Here is a 20595-nt window from a genome sequence, read left to right as displayed (position 1 = left end):
AAAATTAAAGAAGGTGATTACGCTTGTCATTATTTAAAAAAGAACGATTTTCGATCCGAAAAATCTGTGGGATTGTTGGTTCGGTATTACTCGGAAGTATCTTGGTTGCGCCGTCAATCATTCATGCTTCTACCTATCATTATGTTGAAAAAAGCGATCTTACAAAGGAAGAACAAAGCAAGATTCAAGCAGGAATTCCTACTGATAATGAGGTAACTTATGCTCTTATTTATCAGCAGGAAACTCTTCCTGCGACAGGTTCATCGACTTCTGTGCTTACAGCTTTAGGTCTATTAGCTGTTGGTAGTTTAGTCCTTTTGGTTCATAAAAATAAAAAAGTTGCTAGTCTGTTCTTAGTTACTACGATTGGACTGATTAGTCTTTCTAGTATGCAAGCTCTCGATCTAAGCAATCCTTTGAAAGCTCCAAGTAATGAAGGAGTAGTTCAAATTGCTGGGTATCGTTATATTGGATACTTACCCCTTAATGATGATGCAATTTCAGAAATTCAACATAAAGCTGAGGGGACAAAAAATGTTCCAGTATCTGAAACTCAGGAAAGTATCCCTAATGAAGCGCCTAAAGCAGAAAAACCTAAAAATCCAGAGTCTGTAAGCACCGTTCCAAACGAGACAACTAAATCAGAGAAGCCAGAGTACACTGCACCGGTAGGCACAGTCCCTGACGAGGCGCCTAAAGCTGAGAAGCCAGAACATACAGCACCAGTTAGTGGTAATCTGGTAGAATCTGAAGTTCATGAGAAACCAGAATATACAGCTCCAATTGGCGGTAATTTAGTTGAACCAGCAGTTCATGAAAAACCAGCATACACTGAACCTGTAGGTACAGTTCCAGATAAAGCGCCTAAAACTGAGAAACCAGAATATACTGAACCTGTAGGTACAACAGGAGTAGATGAAAACGGCAACTTGATTGAGCCACCTGTTAGCGAAAAACCAGAGTATACCAATCCGGTAGGTACAACAGGAGTAGACGAAAACGGCAACTTGATTGCACCACCTGTTAACGACATTCCAGCATACACTGAACCAGTAGGTACAACAGGAGTGGATGAAAACGGCAACTTGATTGCACCACCTGTTAACGACATTCCAGCATACACTGAACCAGTAGGTACAACAGGAGTGGACGAAAACAGCAACTTGATTGCACCACCTGTTAACGACATTCCAGAGTATACTGAACCAATATCTACAGTTTCAGAAGTTGCATCAGAAAGAGAAGAGTTGCCTTCTTTACATACCGATATTCGGACAGAGACTATTCCTAAAACCACTATAGAAGAACCTGATCCTAGCAAATTTATAGGCGATGATTCTGTTAGACAAGTTGGTGAGGATGGCGAACGTCAAATTGTTACTAGCTATGAAGAGTTACATGGCAAAAAAATCAGTGACCCAGTTGAAACAGTAACTATTTTGAAAGAAATGAAGCCTAAAATTCTTGTAAAAGGTACCAAAGAAAAACCTAAAGAAAAAACGGCTCCTGTTTTGACCTTAGATAGAACAAATACAAATGTATTAAACCGATCCGCAACTCTTTCTTATCATTTAGTTAATACAGATGGAGTCACAATCAATAAAATTACTGCGACAATTAAAGATGGAAATGAAATTGTCAAAACAGTAGATTTGACTTCAGAGCAGTTAAATAAGCAGGTAGAAGATTTAAAATTCTACAAGGACTATAAGATAGAGACCACTATGACCTATGACCGTGGCAAGGGAGAAGAAACTGCAACATTAGAAGAGAAACCACTTCGCTTGGATTTGAAAAAAGTTGAAATTAAAAATATCGCATCTACTAATTTAGTGAAGGTAAATGACGATGGTACTGAAACACCTAGTGATTTCATGACTGAAAAACCTTCAGATGAAGATGTGAAGAAAATGTACTTAAAAATTACTAGTCGTGATAATAAAGTAACACGTTTAGCAGTTGATAAGATTGAGTTAGTAACTGAAAAAGAAAAAGAACTTTATAAAATTACAGCAACCGCTCAAGATTTAATTCAACATGTTGATCCATCTAAGACTAGAAATGAATACATTCATTACATTGAAAAACCAGTTCCAAAAGTTGATAACGTTTATTATAACTTTAAAGAATTGGTAGATGCTATGAATGCTGATAAAAACGGTACATTTAAAATCGGTGCAGATTTGAATGCAGAAAATGTACCAACGCCTAATAAAGAATATGTACCTGGGACATTTAGAGGTACATTGACCAGTGTAGAAGGTAACCAGTATTCAATTCATAACATGAAACGTCAATTATTCGGTGGTATCGAAGGTGGTTCAGTTAAAAATATTAACTTAGCAAACGTTAATATCAATATGCCTTGGATTAATGATATTTCAGCACTTGCTAAGACTGTTAAAAATGCGACAGTTGAGAATATCAAGGTTACTGGTAGCATTCTTGGAAACAATAGTATTGCTGGTATTGTTAATAAGATTGATCGTGGTGGCCTGTTAAGAAATGTAGCATTTATCGGTAAATTGCAGGCTGTTGGTGATCGTGATTGGAATTTAGCTGGTATTGCTGGTGAAATTTGGAAAGGTAACTTAGATAGAGCATATGCTGATGTAACAATCACAGGTAAACGAGCTAGAGCTGCTGGACTTGTTGCGAAATCTGATAATGGTATGGATAATTTCACTGTAGGAAAAGAGGGCTCTGTTCGTCATTCAGTTGCTAAAGGTACAATTGACATTGATAATCCAGTTGATGTTGGTGGGTTTATCAGTTCTAACTGGGTATTAGGGCAAATTGAAGATAACGTATCAATGGTGAAAGTTTCTAAAGGTGAGATCTTCTATGGTTCAAGAAATATAGATGACGAAGGTGGTTACTTCTCAGGTAATAGACTTGAAAATGATTTCGTTGTTCGTGATATGAGTACAGGAGCCTCTTCATATCAACGTTCTAAACGTGTTAAAGAAATTAGTTTAGAAGAAGCTAATAAGAAAATTAAAGGGTACAATATAACAGCTAGTGGATTTGAAATTAGTACTCTTCCTGAAGATACGCTTAACCTTACAACACCAAAATCAGAGGAATACAAATCAACTCAAGATTACAAAGCCGAACGTGATTTAGCATATCGTAACATTGAAAAACTTCAACCGTTCTACAACAAAGAATGGATTGTCAAACAAGGTAACAAACTTGCAGAAGATTCAAACTTAGCTAAGAAAGAAGTCCTTTCTGTTACGGGTATGAAAGACGGACAGTTTGTAACTGACTTATCAGATATTGATAAGATTATGGTTCACTATGCAGATGGTACAAAAGAAGAAATGGGGGTCACACTCAAGGATTCTAAAGTCCAACAAGTGCGTGAATATAGCGTATCTGGTCTTGGAGATGTTGTTTATACACCAAACATGGTTGATAAAAATCGTGATAAATTGATTGCTGATGTTAAATCTCAATTATCAAGTGTGGAATTGATTTCACAAGAAGTAAGAGATTTAATGAGTAGACGTGATAAACCTGCAGAGAATACGGATGAACGTAAGAATGGTTATATTAAAGATCTATACTTAGAAGAAAGCTTTTCCGAAGTGAAGCAAAATCTAGATAAGTTAGTCAAAGCCTTGGTCGAAAATGAAGACCATCAATTAAATGGTGATGAAGCTGCGATAAAATCACTTCTCAAGAAAGTGGAAACCAATAAAGCTAAAATCATGATGGCTCTGACTTATCTCAATCGTTACTATGATATCAAATACGGTGACATGAGTATAAAAAACATCTTGATGTTCAAACCTGATTTTTATGGTAAAACACCAAGTGTTATTGACAGACTCATCAACATCGGTTCAAGTGAAAAGAACTTGAAAGGGGATCGGACTCAGGATGCTTACCGTGAAATCATCGCAGGTAATACTGGTAAAGGTAATTTGCGTAACTTCTTAGAATACAACATGCGTTTGTTCACTGAGGATAAAGATATTAACGATTGGTTTATCCATTCTGCTAAAAATGTTTATGTTTCAGAACCTAAGACAACAAATACAGAGTTGAAAGATAAACGTCATCGTGTGTTCGATGGTTTAGATAACGGTGTTCATGGACGTATGATTTTGCCTTTATTAACGCTTAAGAATGCTCATATGTTCTTAATTTCAACATACAATACGATGGCTTATAGTTCATTTGAGAAATATGGTAAACATACAGAAGAAACTAGAAATGAATTCAAAAAAGAAATTGATAAGGTTGCACATGCACAACAAACTTACCTTGACTTCTGGTCACGTTTATCATTATCTAATGTTCGTGATAGATTACTTAAGAGTCAAAATATGGTTCCAACACCTGTATGGGATAACCAAAACTATAGCGGTATAAAAGGCATAAATCGTATGGGTTATGATAAGAATAATAAACCAATTGCACCTATTCGTGAATTATATGGACCAACTTGGAAATTCCATGATACCAACTGGTATATGGGAGCTATGGCGTCAATATTCCCTAATCCTAACCCTAATGACCAAGTTTATTTCATGGTAACTGATATGATTAGTCAGTTTGGCATTTCAGCATTTACTCACGAAACAACACACGTAAACGATAGAATGCTTTACTTCGGTGGTCATAAGCATCGTCAAGGTACAGACGTCGAAGCCTATGCGCAAGGTATGTTGCAAACACCTGATAAATCAACAACTAATGGTGAATATGGTGCTTTAGGTTTGAACATGGCTTATCATCGTGAAAATGATGGTGACCAATGGTACAATTATAATCCTGACAAGTTACAAACTCGTGAAGACATCGATCGATATATGAAAAACTATAATGAAGCACTGATGATGCTAGATCATGTAGAAGCAGACGCCGTACTTCCACGATTAAATGGTAACAATAGCAAGTGGTTTAAGAAAATTGACAGAGTCGATAGACATGTTGATGGTTTAAATAAATTAACCGCTCCACACCAATGGGATAAAGTTCGTGACCTAAATGATGGAGAGAAAGCTAAATCATTAGCAAGTATCGATGATTTGGTTGATAATAACTTTATGACCAAACATAATAATCCAGGTAATGGTATATTCCGACCAGAGGACTTTAGGCCTAATTCAGCATATGTTAATGTTCAAATGATGGCTGGTATTTATGGTGGTAATACAAGTAAAGGTGCCCCAGGTTCATTATCATTCAAACATAATGCCTTCCGTATGTGGGGTTATTATGGATATGACAAAGGTTTCACTAGTTATGTATCTAGCAAATATCAAGGTGAAGCTGATAAACAAAACCAGGGTAGATTAGGTGATGATTTCATTATTAAGAAAGTTTCTGGAGACAAGTTCAAGACACTTGAAGAGTGGAAGAGACATTGGTATCACGATGTTAAAGCTAAAGCAGAACAAGGATTTACTGCTATTGAAATTGACGGTAAACAAATTACCAACTATACACAATTGAAGGATATCTTTGTTAAAGCAGTTGAAGAAGATTTGAAGAAACCAGATGACTTCTCTCACACTGTTGCTCTTAAATCTAAGGTCTTCAAAGCCCTTCTTAAAAACACAGACGGTTTCTTTAACCAACTGTTTAAAGAAGACATTTAAATGTTTAAAATATAAAGAGGGCAGTTTTTTGCTCCCTCTGAAAAGTCATCATTTGATGGCTTTTTTCTATATAGGGTACTTGAAAGGCTATCATCGGACAAAATAAAGAAGGCATGATATAATATAAGGTAGATTTCTATGTCATAAAATAAAAAACTGTTTGAACATCATTCATTTGAGAACTCTTTATGTTCAAACTATAGTAAAATAAAATAGGGTCTCTAAACCCTTGCTACGAAAGGAAAAAAACTCAATGGCTACTATTCAATGGTTTCCTGGTCACATGTCTAAGGCGCGTCGACAGGTGCAGGAAAATTTAAAATTTGTTGATTTTGTGACGATTTTGGTGGATGCACGTTTACCACTATCTAGTCAAAATCCTATGTTGACCAAGATTGTTGGTGACAAACCAAAACTTTTGATTTTAAACAAGGCCGACTTGGCCGATCCAGCAATGACCAAGGAATGGCGTCAATATTTTGAATCACAAGGAATCCAGACGCTAGCTATCAACTCTAAAGAGCAAGTAACCGTAAAAGTTGTAACTGATGCTGCTAAAAAACTCATGGCTGATAAGATTGCTCGCCAGAGAGAACGTGGGATTAAAATTGAAACCTTGCGTACCATGATTATTGGGATTCCAAATGCTGGTAAATCAACGCTTATGAACCGTTTGGCTGGTAAGAAAATTGCTGTTGTCGGAAACAAACCAGGTGTGACCAAGGGGCAACAATGGCTCAAAACCAATAAAGACTTGGAAATCCTGGATACACCGGGGATTCTTTGGCCTAAGTTTGAGGATGAAACTGTAGCTCTTAAGTTGGCCTTGACTGGAGCTATCAAAGACCAGTTGCTTCCTATGGATGAGGTAACTATTTTTGGCCTCAATTATTTCAAAGAACATTATCCAGAAATGCTGGCCGAACGCTTCAAGCAAATGAAAATTGAAGAAGAAGCGCCTGTTATTATTATGGACATGACCCGTGCCCTAGGTTTCCGTGATGACTATGACCGCTTTTACAGTCTCTTCGTGAAGGAAGTCCGTGATGGCAAACTCGGTAACTATACCTTAGATACATTGGAAGACATCGATGGCGACGATTAAAGAAATCAAAGAACTCCTTGCTACGGTCAAGGACTTAGATAACCCTATTTTTTTAGAACTCGAAAATGATAATCGTTCTGGAGTTCAAAAGGAAATCAGCAAGCGTAAAAAAGCCATTCAGGCTGAATTAGATGAGGATCTTCGTTTGGAATCCATGCTTTCTTATGAAAAAGAACTTTACAAGAAAGGACTGACCTTAATTGCTGGTGTTGATGAGGTCGGCCGTGGTCCTCTGGCTGGTCCTGTAGTCGCTGCTGCCGTTATTTTACCTAAAAATTGTAAGATTAGAGGTCTCAACGACAGCAAGAAAATTCCTAAAAAGAAACATCTGGAGATTTTCCAAGCAGTTCAAGACCAAGCCTTGTCAATTGGCATTGGTATCATGGATAATCAGGTCATCGACCAAGTCAATATCTATGAAGCAACCAAACTGGCCATGCAGGAAGCAATCTCTCAGCTCAGTCCTCAACCTGAGCACCTTTTGATAGATGCCATGAAACTGGATTTACCAATTTCACAAACCTCCATCATCAAAGGAGATGCCAATTCCCTCTCGATCGCAGCAGCTTCTATAGTAGCCAAGGTGACACGTGATGAATTGATGAAGGAATATGATCAGCAGTTTCCTGGCTATGATTTTGCTACTAATGCAGGTTATGGAACTGCTAAACACCTAGAAGGACTCGAAAAACTAGGAGTTACCCCAATTCACCGAACCAGCTTTGAACCCGTTAAATCACTGGTTTTAGGTAAAAAAGAAAGTTAATTGAAAGGAGATACCATGGAGGAACAGTCGGAAATAGTCCGTTCTAAGAAAGAATTCGCCTTTGCATCCAGCACTATCCTATCCCAAGTTGGTCGAGGAATCATTGTCGGCCTCGTCGTTGGAATTATCGTCGGATCCTTTCGTTTCTTAATTGAAAAGGGCTTCCACCTGATACAAGGACTTTATCAAGATCAAGGGCACTTATTTGTTCATTTATTTATTATCGCCCTGTTTTATCTAGTCATTTGCTGGCTCAGTGCCAAACTGACACGGTCAGAAAAAGATATCAAAGGCTCAGGAATTCCGCAAGTCGAAGCCGAACTGAAAGGTCTCATGACCCTCAACTGGTGGGGTGTTCTCTGGAAAAAATATATTCTAGGAATTCTAGCTATTGCCAGCGGACTCATGCTGGGGCGTGAAGGGCCAAGTATCCAACTGGGAGCAGTTGGTGGCAAAGGAATTGCCAAGTGGCTCAAATCCAGTCCAGTAGAGGAACGTTCCTTGATTGCCAGTGGAGCTGCAGCAGGTTTAGCCGCTGCCTTTAATGCTCCGATTGCTGGACTTCTCTTTGTGGTAGAAGAAGTCTATCATCACTTTTCACGCTTTTTCTGGGTTTCCACTCTAGCAGCCAGCATTGTAGCAAACTTTGTTTCTTTACTCATATTTGGCCTAACGCCCGTACTGGATATGCCAGATAATATCCCTCTCATGACCTTAGATCAGTATTGGATTTACTTGGTTATGGGGATTTTTCTAGGACTTTCCGGTTTTCTCTATGAGAAAGCTGTATTAAATGTCGGTCGAGTTTATGACTGGCTTGGTCAAAAAATCCATTTGGATAGAGCTTATTATCCAATTCTTGCTTTTATTCTCATCATACCAGTCGGAATTTTTTTACCCCACATCCTTGGTGGTGGAAATCAGCTGGTACTTTCCCTAACTGAGCAAGATTTTAGTTTTCAAGTTCTATTAGCTTACTTTTTAATTCGCTTTATCTGGAGCATGATTAGTTATGGAAGTGGTCTTCCAGGAGGAATTTTCCTACCAATTTTGGCGCTTGGTTCCTTACTTGGTGCCTTAGTTGGTGTTATCTGTGTCAATCTTGGACTTGTCAGTCAAGAGCAATTCCCTATATTTATCATTCTAGGAATGAGTGGCTATTTTGGAGCTATATCAAAAGCTCCCTTAACTGCTATGATTCTGGTAACTGAGATGGTAGGAGATATTCGCAACCTCATGCCACTTGGTTTAGTAACCTTGGTCTCCTACATCATTATGGACCTACTCAAAGGTGCACCAGTCTATGAAGCCATGCTGGAAAAAATGCTTCCAGAAGAAGTATCCAGCGAAGGAGAAGTTACACTTATCGAAATACCAGTTTCTGATAAAATTGCTGGGAAACAAGTTCATGAACTCAACTTACCACACAACGTCCTCATCACTACCCAAGTGCATAATGGTAAGAGCCAAACAGTTAACGGCTCAACTAGAATGTTTCTCGGAGATATGATTCACCTGGTTATTCCAAAAAGTGAAATTGGAAAAGTCAAAGATTTGTTGTTGTAGTGATTTTTACATAATTTATGTTATGTAAAAAATAAACTTCTTAATTTAATATAATAGAAAACCGATTCTCAGTAATGAGATCGGTTATTCTTTACTAACAAGATGTTTAACATCAAGTAATCGAACTTTGTTGAAAATAAGACTATAATTAAGTTAGAAATGATAAAGCATAAAGCTAGAAAGGAGTTTACTGTATCAAATCTGTACAGTAAGATTAAAATCATGAAAAAGAAAACGATAGCAATTATACAATGCATTTTGTATCTCATAGCTCCTTATATAGCTCTTCAGTTATGTAGTATGAACAGAAGTTTAGTGGGTGAGATTTTTATTATTTTCCTTATTCTGTTGACTATTTCATTCTGGTTTAGTATTTGGAAACTAGAAAAAGCACTAGCTAATGATTCACAATAGAAACTGCAAAGATTTAGATCCGTAAAACTAAAAGTTTATGTACAATTGAATTAACTAAACTTAAACCATTGATAAAACTGAATTAGAAGCATAAAGTACATTTTACAATCAATGTACTTTATTTTTTATGTAAATTGTCTTAGTTACTTCCTAAAAAATATTTTATTTTAAAAAATAAATTTTGGATTATATACAATTGAAAAATTTTTAGTTTTCACTTTAATAAGGTATATTTTAGGCAATTTTGGACGAAAAAGTTTTTTATACTCAATAAAAATCAAAAAGCAAACTAGGAAGCTAGCCGCAGGCTGTACTTTGTACTTGAGTACAGTAAGGCGACGCTGACGTGGTTTGAATTTAATTTTCGAAGAGTATTAGTTATTTAGCTGACTTAGATCTGTTTTACTCAGGTCTAAGTCTTTTTTAAAAACTCTATAACATCTTTCCGAAAAACTATAATTTTCTTGAAAAACATGCAAGTCTATGCTATACTACTAGTAGACTTATTTATGGAGAAAATCATGAAACGTGAGATTTTACTGGAACGAATCGATAAACTAAAACAAATCATGCCCTGGTATGTTCTGGAATACTACCAATCTAAGCTTGCTGTCCCCTATAGTTTCACAACCCTGTACGAATACCTCAAGGAATACGATCGATTTTTCAGCTGGGTTTTGGAGTCTGGTATTTCAAACGATGATAAAATGTCCGATATTCCTTTATCAGTTTTGGAAAATATGTCTAAGAAAGACATGGAATCCTTTATCCTTTATCTACGTGAACGTCCCTTGCTGAATGCTAATACAACCAAACAAGGTGTTTCTCAGACAACCATCAATCGGACTTTGTCAGCACTTTCTAGTCTTTACAAGTATCTGACTGAGGAGGTTGAAAACGACCAGGGCGAACCTTATTTCTATCGTAATGTAATGAAGAAAGTTTCAACTAAGAAAAAGAAAGAGACACTTGCTGCTAGAGCTGAAAACATCAAGCAAAAGCTCTTTCTAGGTGATGAAACAGAAGGTTTTCTAACTTATATTGACCAAGAGTACCCACAACAGCTCTCTAATCGAGCTCTCTCATCATTCAACAAAAATAAAGAACGTGATTTGGCCATTATTGCCCTTCTCTTGGCGTCTGGTGTCCGCTTATCTGAAGCTGTTAATCTGGATCTAAGAGATCTCAATCTAAAAATGATGGTTATCGATGTCACTAGAAAAGGTGGCAAACGTGACTCTGTCAATGTCGCTGCCTTTGCCAAACCTTATCTAGAAAATTATCTCGCCATTCGAAATCAACGCTATAAAACGGAAAAGACAGACACAGCTCTCTTTTTGACACTCTATCGAGGTGTCCCCAATCGTATTGACGCTTCCAGCGTTGAGAAAATGGTTGCTAAATACTCAGAGGATTTTAAAGTCCGTGTAACACCCCATAAACTGCGCCATACGCTAGCAACTAGACTCTATGATGCCACTAAATCGCAAGTTTTGGTCAGCCACCAACTAGGACATGCCAGCACACAAGTCACTGACCTCTATACCCATATCGTCAATGATGAACAAAAAAATGCCTTGGATAGTTTATGATTTTACGTAATATAACTTATGTAAAATATTTATCAAAAAAAGAAGCTGCTAAAATAAGCAACTTCTTTTTCTTTATATCTGATACCAGTAAAGTAACGTGGAATATCAATTGTTTCTATATTTTTGAAGTTCTCGTCTACCTACTACTAATTAAAATAATGCAGATAAGGAAGGATATTTTTGCTTATAGGAATTCTAAAAATCAAGCTTTTCTGGATTCAAATCTCTTCATAATCACAGTTAGACGCCAACGGTAGAGAACCCCGCTCACGATTAGACTAATAATCAAACCAATCCAGTAAGAATAAGCTCCAAAATCTGTTAGAGAGTCGAATACCATAGCTACTGGGAGTGTCACCCCCCAGTAACCAACCAAACCAAGGTAAAAAGGAATAACGGTATCCTTATAACCCCGTAAAATTCCCTGAAGCGGTGCTGCAAAGGTATCTGCTAACTGAAAGAAAAGGCTATAAGTTAAAAAGCGAGCTGTCAAATCGATAAATTCTGGGTCGTTCCCATAAAGACTGGCCACATTTCCCCTAAAAATGTAAAGGAAAGATAAGGTGAAGGCCGCAAAAATAAGGGCTGTCCCTCTTCCTAGACCAATATAGGTTTTCGCATCATCAAATCGCTTGGCTCCCACTTCATAGGAAACGACAATAGCCATAGCCGATGAGATACTCATAGGAAAGGCGTACATAAGACTTGAAAAGTTCATAGCTGACTGGTGACTAGCGATAATCAAGGACGAGAACTTAGCCATAATCAAGCCAACCACAGAAAAGATAGCTACTTCCGCAAAGACAGTTCCCCCAATAGGCAGACCTAAGCGAACTCCTTCCTTGATTTTATCCATATTAAGCGGAATACGTTTCTCAAGGTGTAAGGCTTTGAGCTTCTCCTGTTTAAATAAAACCAGAACAGAAATTCCAAGCAAAACCCAATAAGCCAAGGAAGTACCTAAACCAGCACCAGCACCTCCCAGCTCTGGAACTCCAAAGGCACCGTAAATCAAGAGATAGTTAAATCCACTATTGAGAGGAAGTAACAAAAGCATGAGGTACATAGACAGTTTGGTCAACCCCAGCGAATCCAGCAAGGAACGAATGACACTAAAGAGCAACAAAGGGATAATTCCGATAGATAAAAACCAAAGATAGCGAACCGCTACTGCCGCCACTGGTGCTTCTAGTCCGATATGATTCAAGATTGGTGGTGCCAAGAAAAGTACCATCCCCAGCAAGACCACAGATAGGCCCAAGGACAAATAGATGAACTGGTAAAAATCAGATGCAACTTCTTCCTTTTTTCCTCGTCCAAGATGGTGACCAATGATGGGCACCAGGGCTGACACAATGCCTGTTAGGAATGTAAAGAAAGGATTCCAGATACTGGTTGCCATAGACACACCAGCCAAGTCCATAGTATTGTATTGACCTGTCATTGCAGTGTCAACAAAAGAGGCAGAATAATTGGCAAATTGGTAGATCAGGATTGGGAAAAATATCTTTAAAAATAATACTAACTTCTCTCGTAAACACTTTGTCTTATACATACTTCTCTTTCTATTCTGATTTATCTAAACCAAAGAGTTTCAGACCATAGTTTTTCAAACTTAGCGGAGGGTTATTAGATTTTGAAGTAGTATGCCAACACGCACATGTACGACAATAATAGCTTCTAACTAAACCTCCATTATCATATTGAACCGCATGGTCAGCTTTTTCTTTAGTTTCATATTGAATTTTAGAACGATTAGATGCGGGACAGTAAATTCCGCTATTAGATTTTGCTTGTCTCTCCCTACGTTTTCGAAAATAATTCATATTCCAACTCCTATCAAGCTTGATAGACGATTTGTCCCTTACAGATGGTATATTTAACCTGCCCTTTTAAGGTTTCACCGATGAATGGTGAATTGGCTGCTTTCGAAGCAAAATGGGAGTCCACAAGGCGGTCAGCCTTAGCATCAAAAATAGTGATGTCCGCTGGACCATTCTCAGCCAAGTAACCTGCTTCAAAGTTGTAAAGCTTGGCTGGGTTGTAGGTCATCTTTTCGAGTAATTCCATCAAACTTAACTCACCGGCTTTGACCAAATAGGTCAAGCCGAGAGACAGGGATGTTTCTAAGCCAGTCATACCAGATGGCGCTTTGGTAATATCCTCAACATTTTTTTCATCCGCATGGTGAGGCGCGTGGTCTGTCGCAATAACTGAGATAACGCCAGATTTGAGTCCTTCAATAACGGCACAGCGGTCTGATTCCAAACGAAGAGGTGGATTCATTTTGGCATTGCTTCCTTGTGTCAAAAGGAGCGCTTCGGTCTTAGAAAAATGCTGTGGCGCTACTTCTGCTGTGACTTGCGCACCTAGTCCTTGAGCAAACTCCACTACTTTAACACTTTCTTCCTTCGACAAATGTTGGATATGAACATGAGCCTTTGTTGCATAGGCAATCATGACATCACGCGCCATCATAGCATACTCAGCTACCCCAGTTGCACCACAGATATGGAAATGTTCTTTAGCAATATTTTCATTAAAGCCAAGAACACCGTTCAAACCTGGATCTTCCTCATGGAGACTAATAAAGGTATTAAGCTTTTTGGCTTCTTCCATGGCTTCCTTGACAACTTTACTACTTTCAAGTGGAATACCGTCATCAGAGAAACCAACCGCACCTGCTTCTAAGAGTGCTTTAAAGTCAGTCAAATCTTGACCATTAAAGTTTTTAGTAATGGTCGCAACCGTCTTAACATGAATCTTTTCCTTGGTAGCTGACTGGAGAACTTCTTGCAAGGTTTCTACGTCTGAAATGGTTGGACTAGTATTAGCCATCATGACGACAGTTGTAAAACCACCTGCAGCAGCTGCTAGGGCACCAGTATGAATATCTTCCTTGTGGGTTTGACCGGGTTCACGGAAATGAACATGAATATCGACCAAGCCAGGAGCAACTACTAGACCACTAGCATCTATGATTTCTGCTCCTTTTTCCGTAATCTCAGACTCAATTTCGACAATTTTCCCATCTTGAACTAAGACATCACACACTTGATCCAAACCAGACTTAGGATCCATTACACGACCATTTTTGATTAGTAGCATCTGCTTTCTCCTTTATTCATAGAAATCAACTTGGGTATCCAACAATTTATCCCCATCATAAACAAACTTGGCTGAAAAGAAGGGTTTATCTTCTAAAAGCCACCCAACAAAGGTATGGTCACCTTCCCAAGTCGGCTTACTCAAAACCTCTTTATAGGGAACCCATTCTAACGTTCCCTCGTTGCAGTCAATCAAATCGCCCTCAAACTCTGTCACCTTAAAAACATAGGTGTACCAGTCTAAATCTGGCGTAAATTCAGGAAAAGTGATGACACCTTTTAGAACTGGCTTGGCTTTGAGCCCTGTTTCTTCGAGGATTTCACGCGCCGCGCACTCCTGAGGGGTCTCTCCTCGCTCTAGCTTACCACCCACACCAATCCATTTCCCTTCATGGACATCATTGGGTTTCTTATTACGGTGGAGCATAAGCAGTTCTTTCCCGTTATCAATGTAGCAAATCGTCGCTAACTGAGGCATATTTTCTCCTTATCTAAGCCAATCGATTGGCTCTTGTCCTGTCTCTTTTAAGAATGTATTTGCCTTGGAAAAAGGCTTGGAACCCCAAAATCCTCTGTAAACAGATAACGGACTGGGATGGGCTGATTCGATAATCAAGTGATGAGGATTGGTAACCAAGGCCTTCTTCTTGCGTGCATAAGCTCCCCAGAGTACAAAAACGACTGGTCTATTTAGTTGATTGACCACCTGAATCACAGCATCAGTAAAAGGCTCCCATATCTGACCAGCATGACCATTGGCCTGTCCAGCAGGAACCGTCAAACAAGCATTAAGAAGCAAGACTCCTTGCTCAGCCCACGCTGTCAAATCATGAGATTTCTTGACCCCGATATCATCTGACAATTCTTTCAAGATATTTTGCAAGGATGGTGGAGCTGGAATAGAGTCAGGTACAGAAAAACTCAAGCCCTGCGCTTGACCTGGCCCGTGATAGGGATCCTGTCCCAGAATCACCACCTTAACGTCTTCAAGTGGTGTTGTCAAGAGAGCCTGAAAAACCTTTTCCTTGGGTGGATAAATAGTCCCCTGAGAATATACACGCTCCATAAACTGATTGATTTTACCAAAATAACCCTTAGGTAATTGTCCCTTAATCAAATCATGCCAAGACGAGTGTTCCATAGCCAACTCCTTCATTTTTACTGCCTCTATTATAGCAAAAAGTGGCTATCTAAACCACTTTTTACAGTTTATCTAAATAATCCAGCAAGCCTTGGTAAGAATGGACTTCGTAAGTCGGCTGGGCTTGTGTGTGATTTTCAACGCGATGAGGGTTGTACCAGATAGTGTCAATCCCCGCATTATTGCCACCTTGAATGTCGGCGGTTAGGGAATCTCCAATCATCAGCGTCTTTTCTTTGATAAAACCTGCAATCTGTTGGCCAATTTTTTCATAAAAGAGAGCATCTGGCTTTTGTGTTTGCAATTGTTCAGAGATAAAGACTTGATTGAAATAAAGTGCCAGACCAGATTGAGCCAAGCGCCCTGTCTGAATGGCTGTAATGCCATTTGTCGCAGCATATAGCTCATAATCTCGCTCGATGAGGTTGTCTAAGAGTTCATGAGCTCCTGAAATCGTTTGTCCCTGTTGTGCGAGGTAAAATTGGTAACGTTGGGCTAGAAAACTACCATCTTTTTCCTATCCAAAATGAGAAAATAAACGAGAAAAGCGCGTGTTAACCAGCTCTTGTTTACTGATTTTCTTTTGCTCTAAGTCCTTCCAGAGAGCCTTGTTCATAGGAACATAATAGTCTTTATAAGCCTGAATATCTGTAACCCCTTCTTCTTTTAGAAGTTGCGTCAAAGCCACATCTTCAGCATCATCAAAATCAAGCAAAGTGTGGTCAAGGTCGAAAAGTAGAAATTTGTAGGACAATTTGAGGTTTTCCTTTCTAAGATAAACAACTTTCACTTCAGCCAGTTGTTTAATGTAAAAACTTAAAAGTGGTATAGTATCACAAAGAATAATCGTTCCAATTGATTAACTAATCCATACTATTCTAGTCAAGTTTATTTTTATTATAGAAAAATCTTCTATAAATTCGAGCAATAGTTAAAATAAATACGGAGACTACCCCTATAATAGTTAAGGCTAATTTTCCTACCCCTATTTCAGCATTTATTATGTAAGTGTGAAATAAAGGTGCTAGACCTAGCAAAACATATAAGATGTAGAAAGCTAATTTTATCTCTCCAATACCAGCAATAAAATGTTTCATTTTAAATATCCCAATTTTACCTTTCATCTTTATAATCCACTAACAAATCTATTGACTTCTCATTTTTTTGAATAATCTTGACAACAAATTTACTCCACTTAATGCTACTAAGACTTCAATGGGTAAAAAATAGTAATCCCATATCAAATGAGAAATCAGCAATGTTAGAAATAGTATACAGTCAATATAACTATTCTGAAAATACTCTGTAATTACATAATACAGAAATACCAGAACCATCAAAATTAAAACAACCATCATAATACTATTATCCTGTCCTTCTCACTAACGCTATTTCCAAAATTTAATTTTTTTATGACTTAGTAACGCAATTCCAACTAGCAATACACCTAATATAAATAAAAGTATTTCCCAAAATTTATTCTCAGTTTTAATAAAAGGTATAAGATACATACTAACCAATATGGAACTTACTCCTAAAAGAGCAAATATTAGTCTAACTTTATCACTTAGTCGAATCATCTTCTATCCTCATAAAATAAGTAAGTGCTCCATTCAGTGCAACGTTTCTCCAAAAAGAAAGCAATCCCTTGTGTAGAGATGATACTTCATTAAGAGACACATCTCTTCTTACTCAATAGCAACATAATTATTTGGTGATACGAGTTTCATAAGATTTCTCCTCTTTAACGTTGCATGGTTAGGATAGTTTCCTAACAGGTAATCGTCAACTTTGTTTATAGTACTTTGTTACCTAGATAAGATATCCTTTCTCTACCTGATTTGATTTTAAAGAGAACTAAGATTTAACCATATCTATCTCACTTCTTATTTTTAAATAATTCATACTCTTTTTCTCTGATAAAGGGAAGTGAGAAATTAGAAAAAATTAGTAGAATTGAAAATAGGTATCCATCTTTTTGCATTGCTAAAACATAGCCTAAAAATATATAGACAATCAAATCTAGTACAAAAAGAGAAAATATCCTCCTTTTCATTACCTTACTTGTCTTAAAGATTCTGTTTAATAGAATCTTTATCGTAGTATCTACACAAATTTTTATCAAAAAGATAAGAGTCAATACACGATTAGCAACTGTACCATGAAGAATAAATGGAAATATAGTTAATATAAAACTAGAAATCTCTAAATATTTTATCCGAGGAGATTGAGACATCTTACTTTTAAACTGACTGATTTTCCTATACTCACTAGCTAATCTAGTATCAAAATCTTTACCAATTTTATTAAAGATTAAAAACTCCAGGATAAAAATACTGATTAATACGATATAAGTAGAAACCTTTCCTGGGAAATATTTATTGATTAAAATCGGGAAACTCATTAACAGAATCGAATTTATGGCTAGACAGATAGATACTATTTTATTTTTCACTGAATATATAGGGAGCGATACTATCGAATAGAGAAACGCTAAAAAAATAAGCAAGAAATACTCTGTGCTGTTCATTAGCGGCGCCCTTAATGATAAAAATAGATAGGCACCCCACACGATGATATGCGCTTTACGAATTGACTCTAGATTACTCATCTACCTACTCCTATAATATGTAAAGGGAATCCATTTTTAGTTTACATTCTCTTTCAAACAAGTCATATTTTGCAAGTGAAAATATAATTGTTATTTGCAGTATCCAAAAATCTATCCCTCTTCTAGACCTAAACCAAGTCAGATTAAAGATACAAATATAATGATAAGACTTTCTCTTACTTTAGACTACCATAAAACAAGGAAGCTTTCAACAAAATTCATTGGCAAACTGCTATCCTAGAAGATTGTTAGTAAAAATCGTCCTGAATAGAACAATCCTATCTATCGAACACCCTGACTTCATAAATATCTATGCAATTCTAGACCTAGAATTACTATAAACTAAATGTTTTCGTACTCTTCTAAGCAATTGATTGCCTTAAATTTTAATTTTTGAAGAATTCTAAAGCTAGAATAGTCCCATCACAATCAGTTTTGATTGATTCACAATTTAGAAACACTATAGCTTTACTCCTGTTAAAATAAAAAGGAACTGCACAAAGCAATCCTTTTCTGATTTTGAAATTATTTACTTATACTCTTCGAAAATCAAATTCAAACCACGTCAGCTTCACCTTGCCGTACTCAAGTACAGCCTGTGGCTAGCTTCCTAGTTTGCTCTTTAATTTTCATTGAGTATTAAACTTTGATAGTTGAGATAATCAACAGCCCACCTATAAAAAGAGTTATAGTAAAATTCCTTATTTATTGATTTCAAGCTCCGACAACTGTGTTTGAATAACTGACAGTTCTGCACCAGCCTGAAGAAGAGCAGCTGCAGTATAGGCACCTTCTACAATCGGAACCCTATTGATGACGATACTTTTATCACTGAAATCAGCCACCATTTCTAAGTTCATTTTAGCAGAACCTAGGTCAAAAAAGGCTAATAAGGTATCTGCTGGATTTTCGGAAACAACCCTATCTACTTGATCAAAACTTGTTCCAATTCCTCCATCTTCGGTCCCTCCTACATAAGTAATCGGAACATCTTTAGCTACTTCACTAATCAGTTCAACAATACCTTCTGCAATGTATTTGGAATGTGAAACCATAACAAGACCAATACTTCCCATTAAACCACCCCAGTTTCTAAAAGAGCAGTAAAGAGTAATCCTGATGAGAATGATCCAGGATCAATATGTCCAAGAGAACGTTCTCCTACATAAGATGCCCTTCCTTTAGTTGCAAGTAAATCTTTGGTAGCATTCACCACCTGATCAATAACCTCTTGAGTCAATTGGCTATCAGACAAGGCAGCAATAACAGGAGTCCAAACATCAACCATTGTCTTTTCTCCAACTTCTGCTTTCCCACGTTTGACAATCATATCCAAACCACTTTGTAAGATTTCCTCTATTTTCGAATTTGAATCAGCCTTGGCCATGCCCATAAAAGCAGAGCCATACAGAGGACCAGAAGCACCGCCTACCTTACTCAGTAATTGCATTGAGACAAGTTTAAACACATCACTGTTAGTCTCAAATTGCTTTCCTTCTAAGTTTTCCATAACTGCAGCCATGCCACGCGCCATATTTCCACCGTGGTCTCCATCTCCTATAGGGGTGTCTAGCTCACTAAGGTAATCTTTCTGTTCTTGAATCTTTTCATTAAAAAGCTTCATCCATTCAAGAGCTTGTTCAGCATTCATACGACATTTCCTCCTTGAGTTTTACCAAGCTGGTGTAATAACAGGTTCATTTAGAGCATCCAACCACTCATCATCTGCCAATCGAATCAATGTTAATGACAGGCCAGCCATATCAATTGATGTCATATAATTTCCAATTTTCTTAAATGCCAACTCAACACCTTTTTCATGGAGTAATTTAGCCACATCATTTGCAAATACATATTGCTCCATAAGAGGGGTGCTTCCCAAACCATTGATGAGAAGGCCATAGCGTTCACCAGCCTTAAGTTGGAAACCTTCAGATAGTTTTTCAACCAATTCTAACGCCAATTGTGCAGAAGGTTGCATTTTCTCTTTTTTATATCCGGGTTCACCGTGAATACCAACACCATATTCAAATTCATCATCTTCTAGAACAAATCCTGGTTTCCCAACTTCAGGAACAGTTGCTCCAGACAGGGCCAGCCCAATTGTTTTAATTTCTAAGACAAGTTTGTCGGCCAAGTCCTTCATTTCAGATAATGATTTACCAGAACGAGCCGCATTACCCAAAATTTTATGGACTAATATAGTACCTGCAACACCTCGACGCCCTTGGGTATAGAGACTATTTTCAACAGCAATATCATCATCGACTACAACGCTTGCTACATCAATACCTTCCATTTCAGCAAGTTCTTGTGCAATTTCAAAGTTCATAATGTCACCAGAATAGTTCTTGATGACCATGAAAACTCCAGCACCTTCATCAGCCGCCTTAACGGCTTCTAAAATTTGGTCTGGAGTAGGTGAAGTAAAGACTGCTCCACAAATGGCAGCAGACAACATTCCATCTCCTACAAATCCAGCATGACTTGGTTCATGTCCTGAACCTCCACCTGAAATGAGACCAACTTTTCCTGTCTTTTCTGCCTTTCTAACGATGACATCAAAACCATCTAAGCGTTGAACCAAGTCATCATGCATGAATGACAATCCCTGCAACATTTCATCAACAACTTGTGTCGGTTCATTTATAATTTTTTTCATGAGAAACTCCTTTCGG

At 37.6% G+C, this 20595-nt stretch carries 17 protein-coding genes and 1 pseudogene; 5 read left to right on the top strand and 13 right to left on the bottom strand.

Annotated elements, in window-relative coordinates; translation table 11 throughout:
• Positions 1–23: 23 nt before the first annotated feature.
• The 5 genes from HT679_RS02085 to xerS all read left to right on the top strand — a co-directional run bounded on the left by HT679_RS02085 (position 24) and on the right by xerS (position 11058).
• The gene (locus tag HT679_RS02085; protein ID WP_173212624.1) at positions 24–5615 is read left to right on the top strand and encodes an SIALI-17 repeat-containing surface protein; all 5592 of its coding nucleotides are present in this window, start codon (positions 24–26) and stop codon (positions 5613–5615) included.
• A 253-nt stretch (positions 5616–5868) separates the two neighbouring features.
• Positions 5869–6720, top strand: a complete 852-nt coding sequence (gene ylqF, locus HT679_RS02080) for a ribosome biogenesis GTPase YlqF (protein WP_173212622.1) — start codon at positions 5869–5871, stop codon at positions 6718–6720.
• Positions 6707–7486 (top strand): ribonuclease HII, encoded by a 780-nt coding sequence (locus HT679_RS02075; RefSeq protein WP_173212620.1) that lies wholly within the window; start codon positions 6707–6709, stop codon positions 7484–7486. Before ylqF ends, HT679_RS02075 begins: the two co-directional genes overlap by 14 nt.
• Before the next feature lie 15 nt (positions 7487–7501).
• Positions 7502–9052, top strand: coding sequence for a ClC family H(+)/Cl(-) exchange transporter (locus HT679_RS02070; protein ID WP_173212618.1), 1551 nt, complete (start codon positions 7502–7504; stop codon positions 9050–9052).
• A gap of 935 nt (positions 9053–9987) precedes the next feature.
• Complete coding sequence (gene xerS, locus HT679_RS02065; protein ID WP_173212615.1) at positions 9988–11058, top strand: tyrosine recombinase XerS; 1071 nt, start codon at positions 9988–9990, stop codon at positions 11056–11058.
• A gap of 202 nt (positions 11059–11260) precedes the next feature.
• On the opposite strand, the gene pdrM is transcribed toward xerS, so the two are convergent.
• The 13 genes and pseudogenes from pdrM to dhaK all read right to left on the bottom strand — a co-directional run bounded on the left by pdrM (position 11261) and on the right by dhaK (position 20579).
• The gene (pdrM, locus tag HT679_RS02060) at positions 11261–12613 is read right to left on the bottom strand and encodes a sodium-coupled multidrug efflux MATE transporter PdrM (RefSeq protein WP_173212613.1); all 1353 of its coding nucleotides are present in this window, start codon (positions 12611–12613) and stop codon (positions 11261–11263) included.
• A gap of 10 nt (positions 12614–12623) precedes the next feature.
• A complete protein-coding gene (locus HT679_RS02055) occupies positions 12624–12884 on the bottom strand; it encodes a hypothetical protein (protein ID WP_001863992.1) in 261 nt (86 codons plus the stop codon).
• A 13-nt stretch (positions 12885–12897) separates the two neighbouring features.
• Positions 12898–14166 carry a dihydroorotase gene (locus tag HT679_RS02050; RefSeq protein WP_173212611.1) on the bottom strand — a complete coding sequence of 423 codons (1269 nt, stop codon included), beginning with the start codon at positions 14164–14166 and terminating at the stop codon, positions 12898–12900.
• A gap of 12 nt (positions 14167–14178) precedes the next feature.
• A complete protein-coding gene (locus HT679_RS02045) occupies positions 14179–14643 on the bottom strand; it encodes an 8-oxo-dGTP diphosphatase (RefSeq protein ID WP_173212609.1) in 465 nt (154 codons plus the stop codon).
• Positions 14644–14652: 9 nt separating this feature from the next.
• Entirely contained in the window at positions 14653–15306 is a 654-nt protein-coding gene (locus HT679_RS02040) for a uracil-DNA glycosylase (RefSeq protein WP_173212607.1), read from the bottom strand.
• Positions 15307–15367: 61 nt separating this feature from the next.
• Positions 15368–16060, bottom strand: a pseudogene (locus HT679_RS02035) (YjjG family noncanonical pyrimidine nucleotidase).
• 124 nt (positions 16061–16184) lie between these two features.
• Complete coding sequence (locus HT679_RS02030) at positions 16185–16403, bottom strand: hypothetical protein (protein ID WP_173212672.1); 219 nt, start codon at positions 16401–16403, stop codon at positions 16185–16187.
• A 48-nt stretch (positions 16404–16451) separates the two neighbouring features.
• Entirely contained in the window at positions 16452–16664 is a 213-nt protein-coding gene (locus HT679_RS11240; RefSeq protein ID WP_240149566.1) for a hypothetical protein, read from the bottom strand.
• Between the two features lie 30 nt (positions 16665–16694).
• A complete protein-coding gene (locus HT679_RS11640) occupies positions 16695–16886 on the bottom strand; it encodes a hypothetical protein (RefSeq protein ID WP_345890088.1) in 192 nt (63 codons plus the stop codon).
• A gap of 299 nt (positions 16887–17185) precedes the next feature.
• Positions 17186–17917 carry a hypothetical protein gene (locus HT679_RS02025; protein ID WP_173212605.1) on the bottom strand — a complete coding sequence of 244 codons (732 nt, stop codon included), beginning with the start codon at positions 17915–17917 and terminating at the stop codon, positions 17186–17188.
• 701 nt (positions 17918–18618) lie between these two features.
• The gene (gene dhaM, locus HT679_RS02020; protein ID WP_173212602.1) at positions 18619–18993 is read right to left on the bottom strand and encodes a dihydroxyacetone kinase phosphoryl donor subunit DhaM; all 375 of its coding nucleotides are present in this window, start codon (positions 18991–18993) and stop codon (positions 18619–18621) included.
• The gene (gene dhaL, locus HT679_RS02015; protein WP_173212600.1) at positions 18993–19568 is read right to left on the bottom strand and encodes a dihydroxyacetone kinase subunit DhaL; all 576 of its coding nucleotides are present in this window, start codon (positions 19566–19568) and stop codon (positions 18993–18995) included. The genes dhaM and dhaL overlap by 1 nt, the downstream gene beginning before the upstream one ends.
• Before the next feature lie 21 nt (positions 19569–19589).
• Entirely contained in the window at positions 19590–20579 is a 990-nt protein-coding gene (gene dhaK / locus HT679_RS02010; RefSeq protein ID WP_173212597.1) for a dihydroxyacetone kinase subunit DhaK, read from the bottom strand.
• Positions 20580–20595 lie beyond the last annotated feature (16 nt).

The organism is Streptococcus sp. 4886 (genome assembly GCF_013276485.1).
Lineage (GTDB): Bacteria > Bacillota > Bacilli > Lactobacillales > Streptococcaceae > Streptococcus.
Note: the sequence above shows the minus strand (reverse complement) of the source record. Positions and strands in the feature narration are given on the sequence as shown.

Bases quoted from the DNA above. Each gene is read 5' to 3' on its own strand.
- dhaK (WP_173212597.1), bottom strand. From the start codon at position 20,579: ATGAAAAAAATTATAAATGAACCGACACAAGTTGTTGATGAAATGTTG.
- dhaM (WP_173212602.1), bottom strand. From the start codon at position 18,993: ATGGGAAGTATTGGTCTTGTTATGGTTTCACATTCCAAATACATTGCA.
- pdrM (WP_173212613.1), bottom strand. From the start codon at position 12,613: ATGTATAAGACAAAGTGTTTACGAGAGAAGTTAGTATTATTTTTAAAG.
- HT679_RS11240 (WP_240149566.1), bottom strand. From the start codon at position 16,664: ATGATGGTTGTTTTAATTTTGATGGTTCTGGTATTTCTGTATTATGTA.
- HT679_RS02050 (WP_173212611.1), bottom strand. From the start codon at position 14,166: ATGCTACTAATCAAAAATGGTCGTGTAATGGATCCTAAGTCTGGTTTG.
- HT679_RS02040 (WP_173212607.1), bottom strand. From the start codon at position 15,306: ATGGAACACTCGTCTTGGCATGATTTGATTAAGGGACAATTACCTAAG.
- HT679_RS02075 (WP_173212620.1), top strand. From the start codon at position 6,707: ATGGCGACGATTAAAGAAATCAAAGAACTCCTTGCTACGGTCAAGGAC.
- HT679_RS02070 (WP_173212618.1), top strand. From the start codon at position 7,502: ATGGAGGAACAGTCGGAAATAGTCCGTTCTAAGAAAGAATTCGCCTTT.
- HT679_RS02045 (WP_173212609.1), bottom strand. From the start codon at position 14,643: ATGCCTCAGTTAGCGACGATTTGCTACATTGATAACGGGAAAGAACTG.
- HT679_RS02030 (WP_173212672.1), bottom strand. From the start codon at position 16,403: ATGAAACATTTTATTGCTGGTATTGGAGAGATAAAATTAGCTTTCTAC.
- HT679_RS02025 (WP_173212605.1), bottom strand. From the start codon at position 17,917: ATGAGTAATCTAGAGTCAATTCGTAAAGCGCATATCATCGTGTGGGGT.
- HT679_RS02055 (WP_001863992.1), bottom strand. From the start codon at position 12,884: ATGAATTATTTTCGAAAACGTAGGGAGAGACAAGCAAAATCTAATAGC.
- xerS (WP_173212615.1), top strand. From the start codon at position 9,988: ATGAAACGTGAGATTTTACTGGAACGAATCGATAAACTAAAACAAATC.
- dhaL (WP_173212600.1), bottom strand. From the start codon at position 19,568: ATGAATGCTGAACAAGCTCTTGAATGGATGAAGCTTTTTAATGAAAAG.
- ylqF (WP_173212622.1), top strand. From the start codon at position 5,869: ATGGCTACTATTCAATGGTTTCCTGGTCACATGTCTAAGGCGCGTCGA.
- HT679_RS11640 (WP_345890088.1), bottom strand. From the start codon at position 16,886: ATGATTCGACTAAGTGATAAAGTTAGACTAATATTTGCTCTTTTAGGA.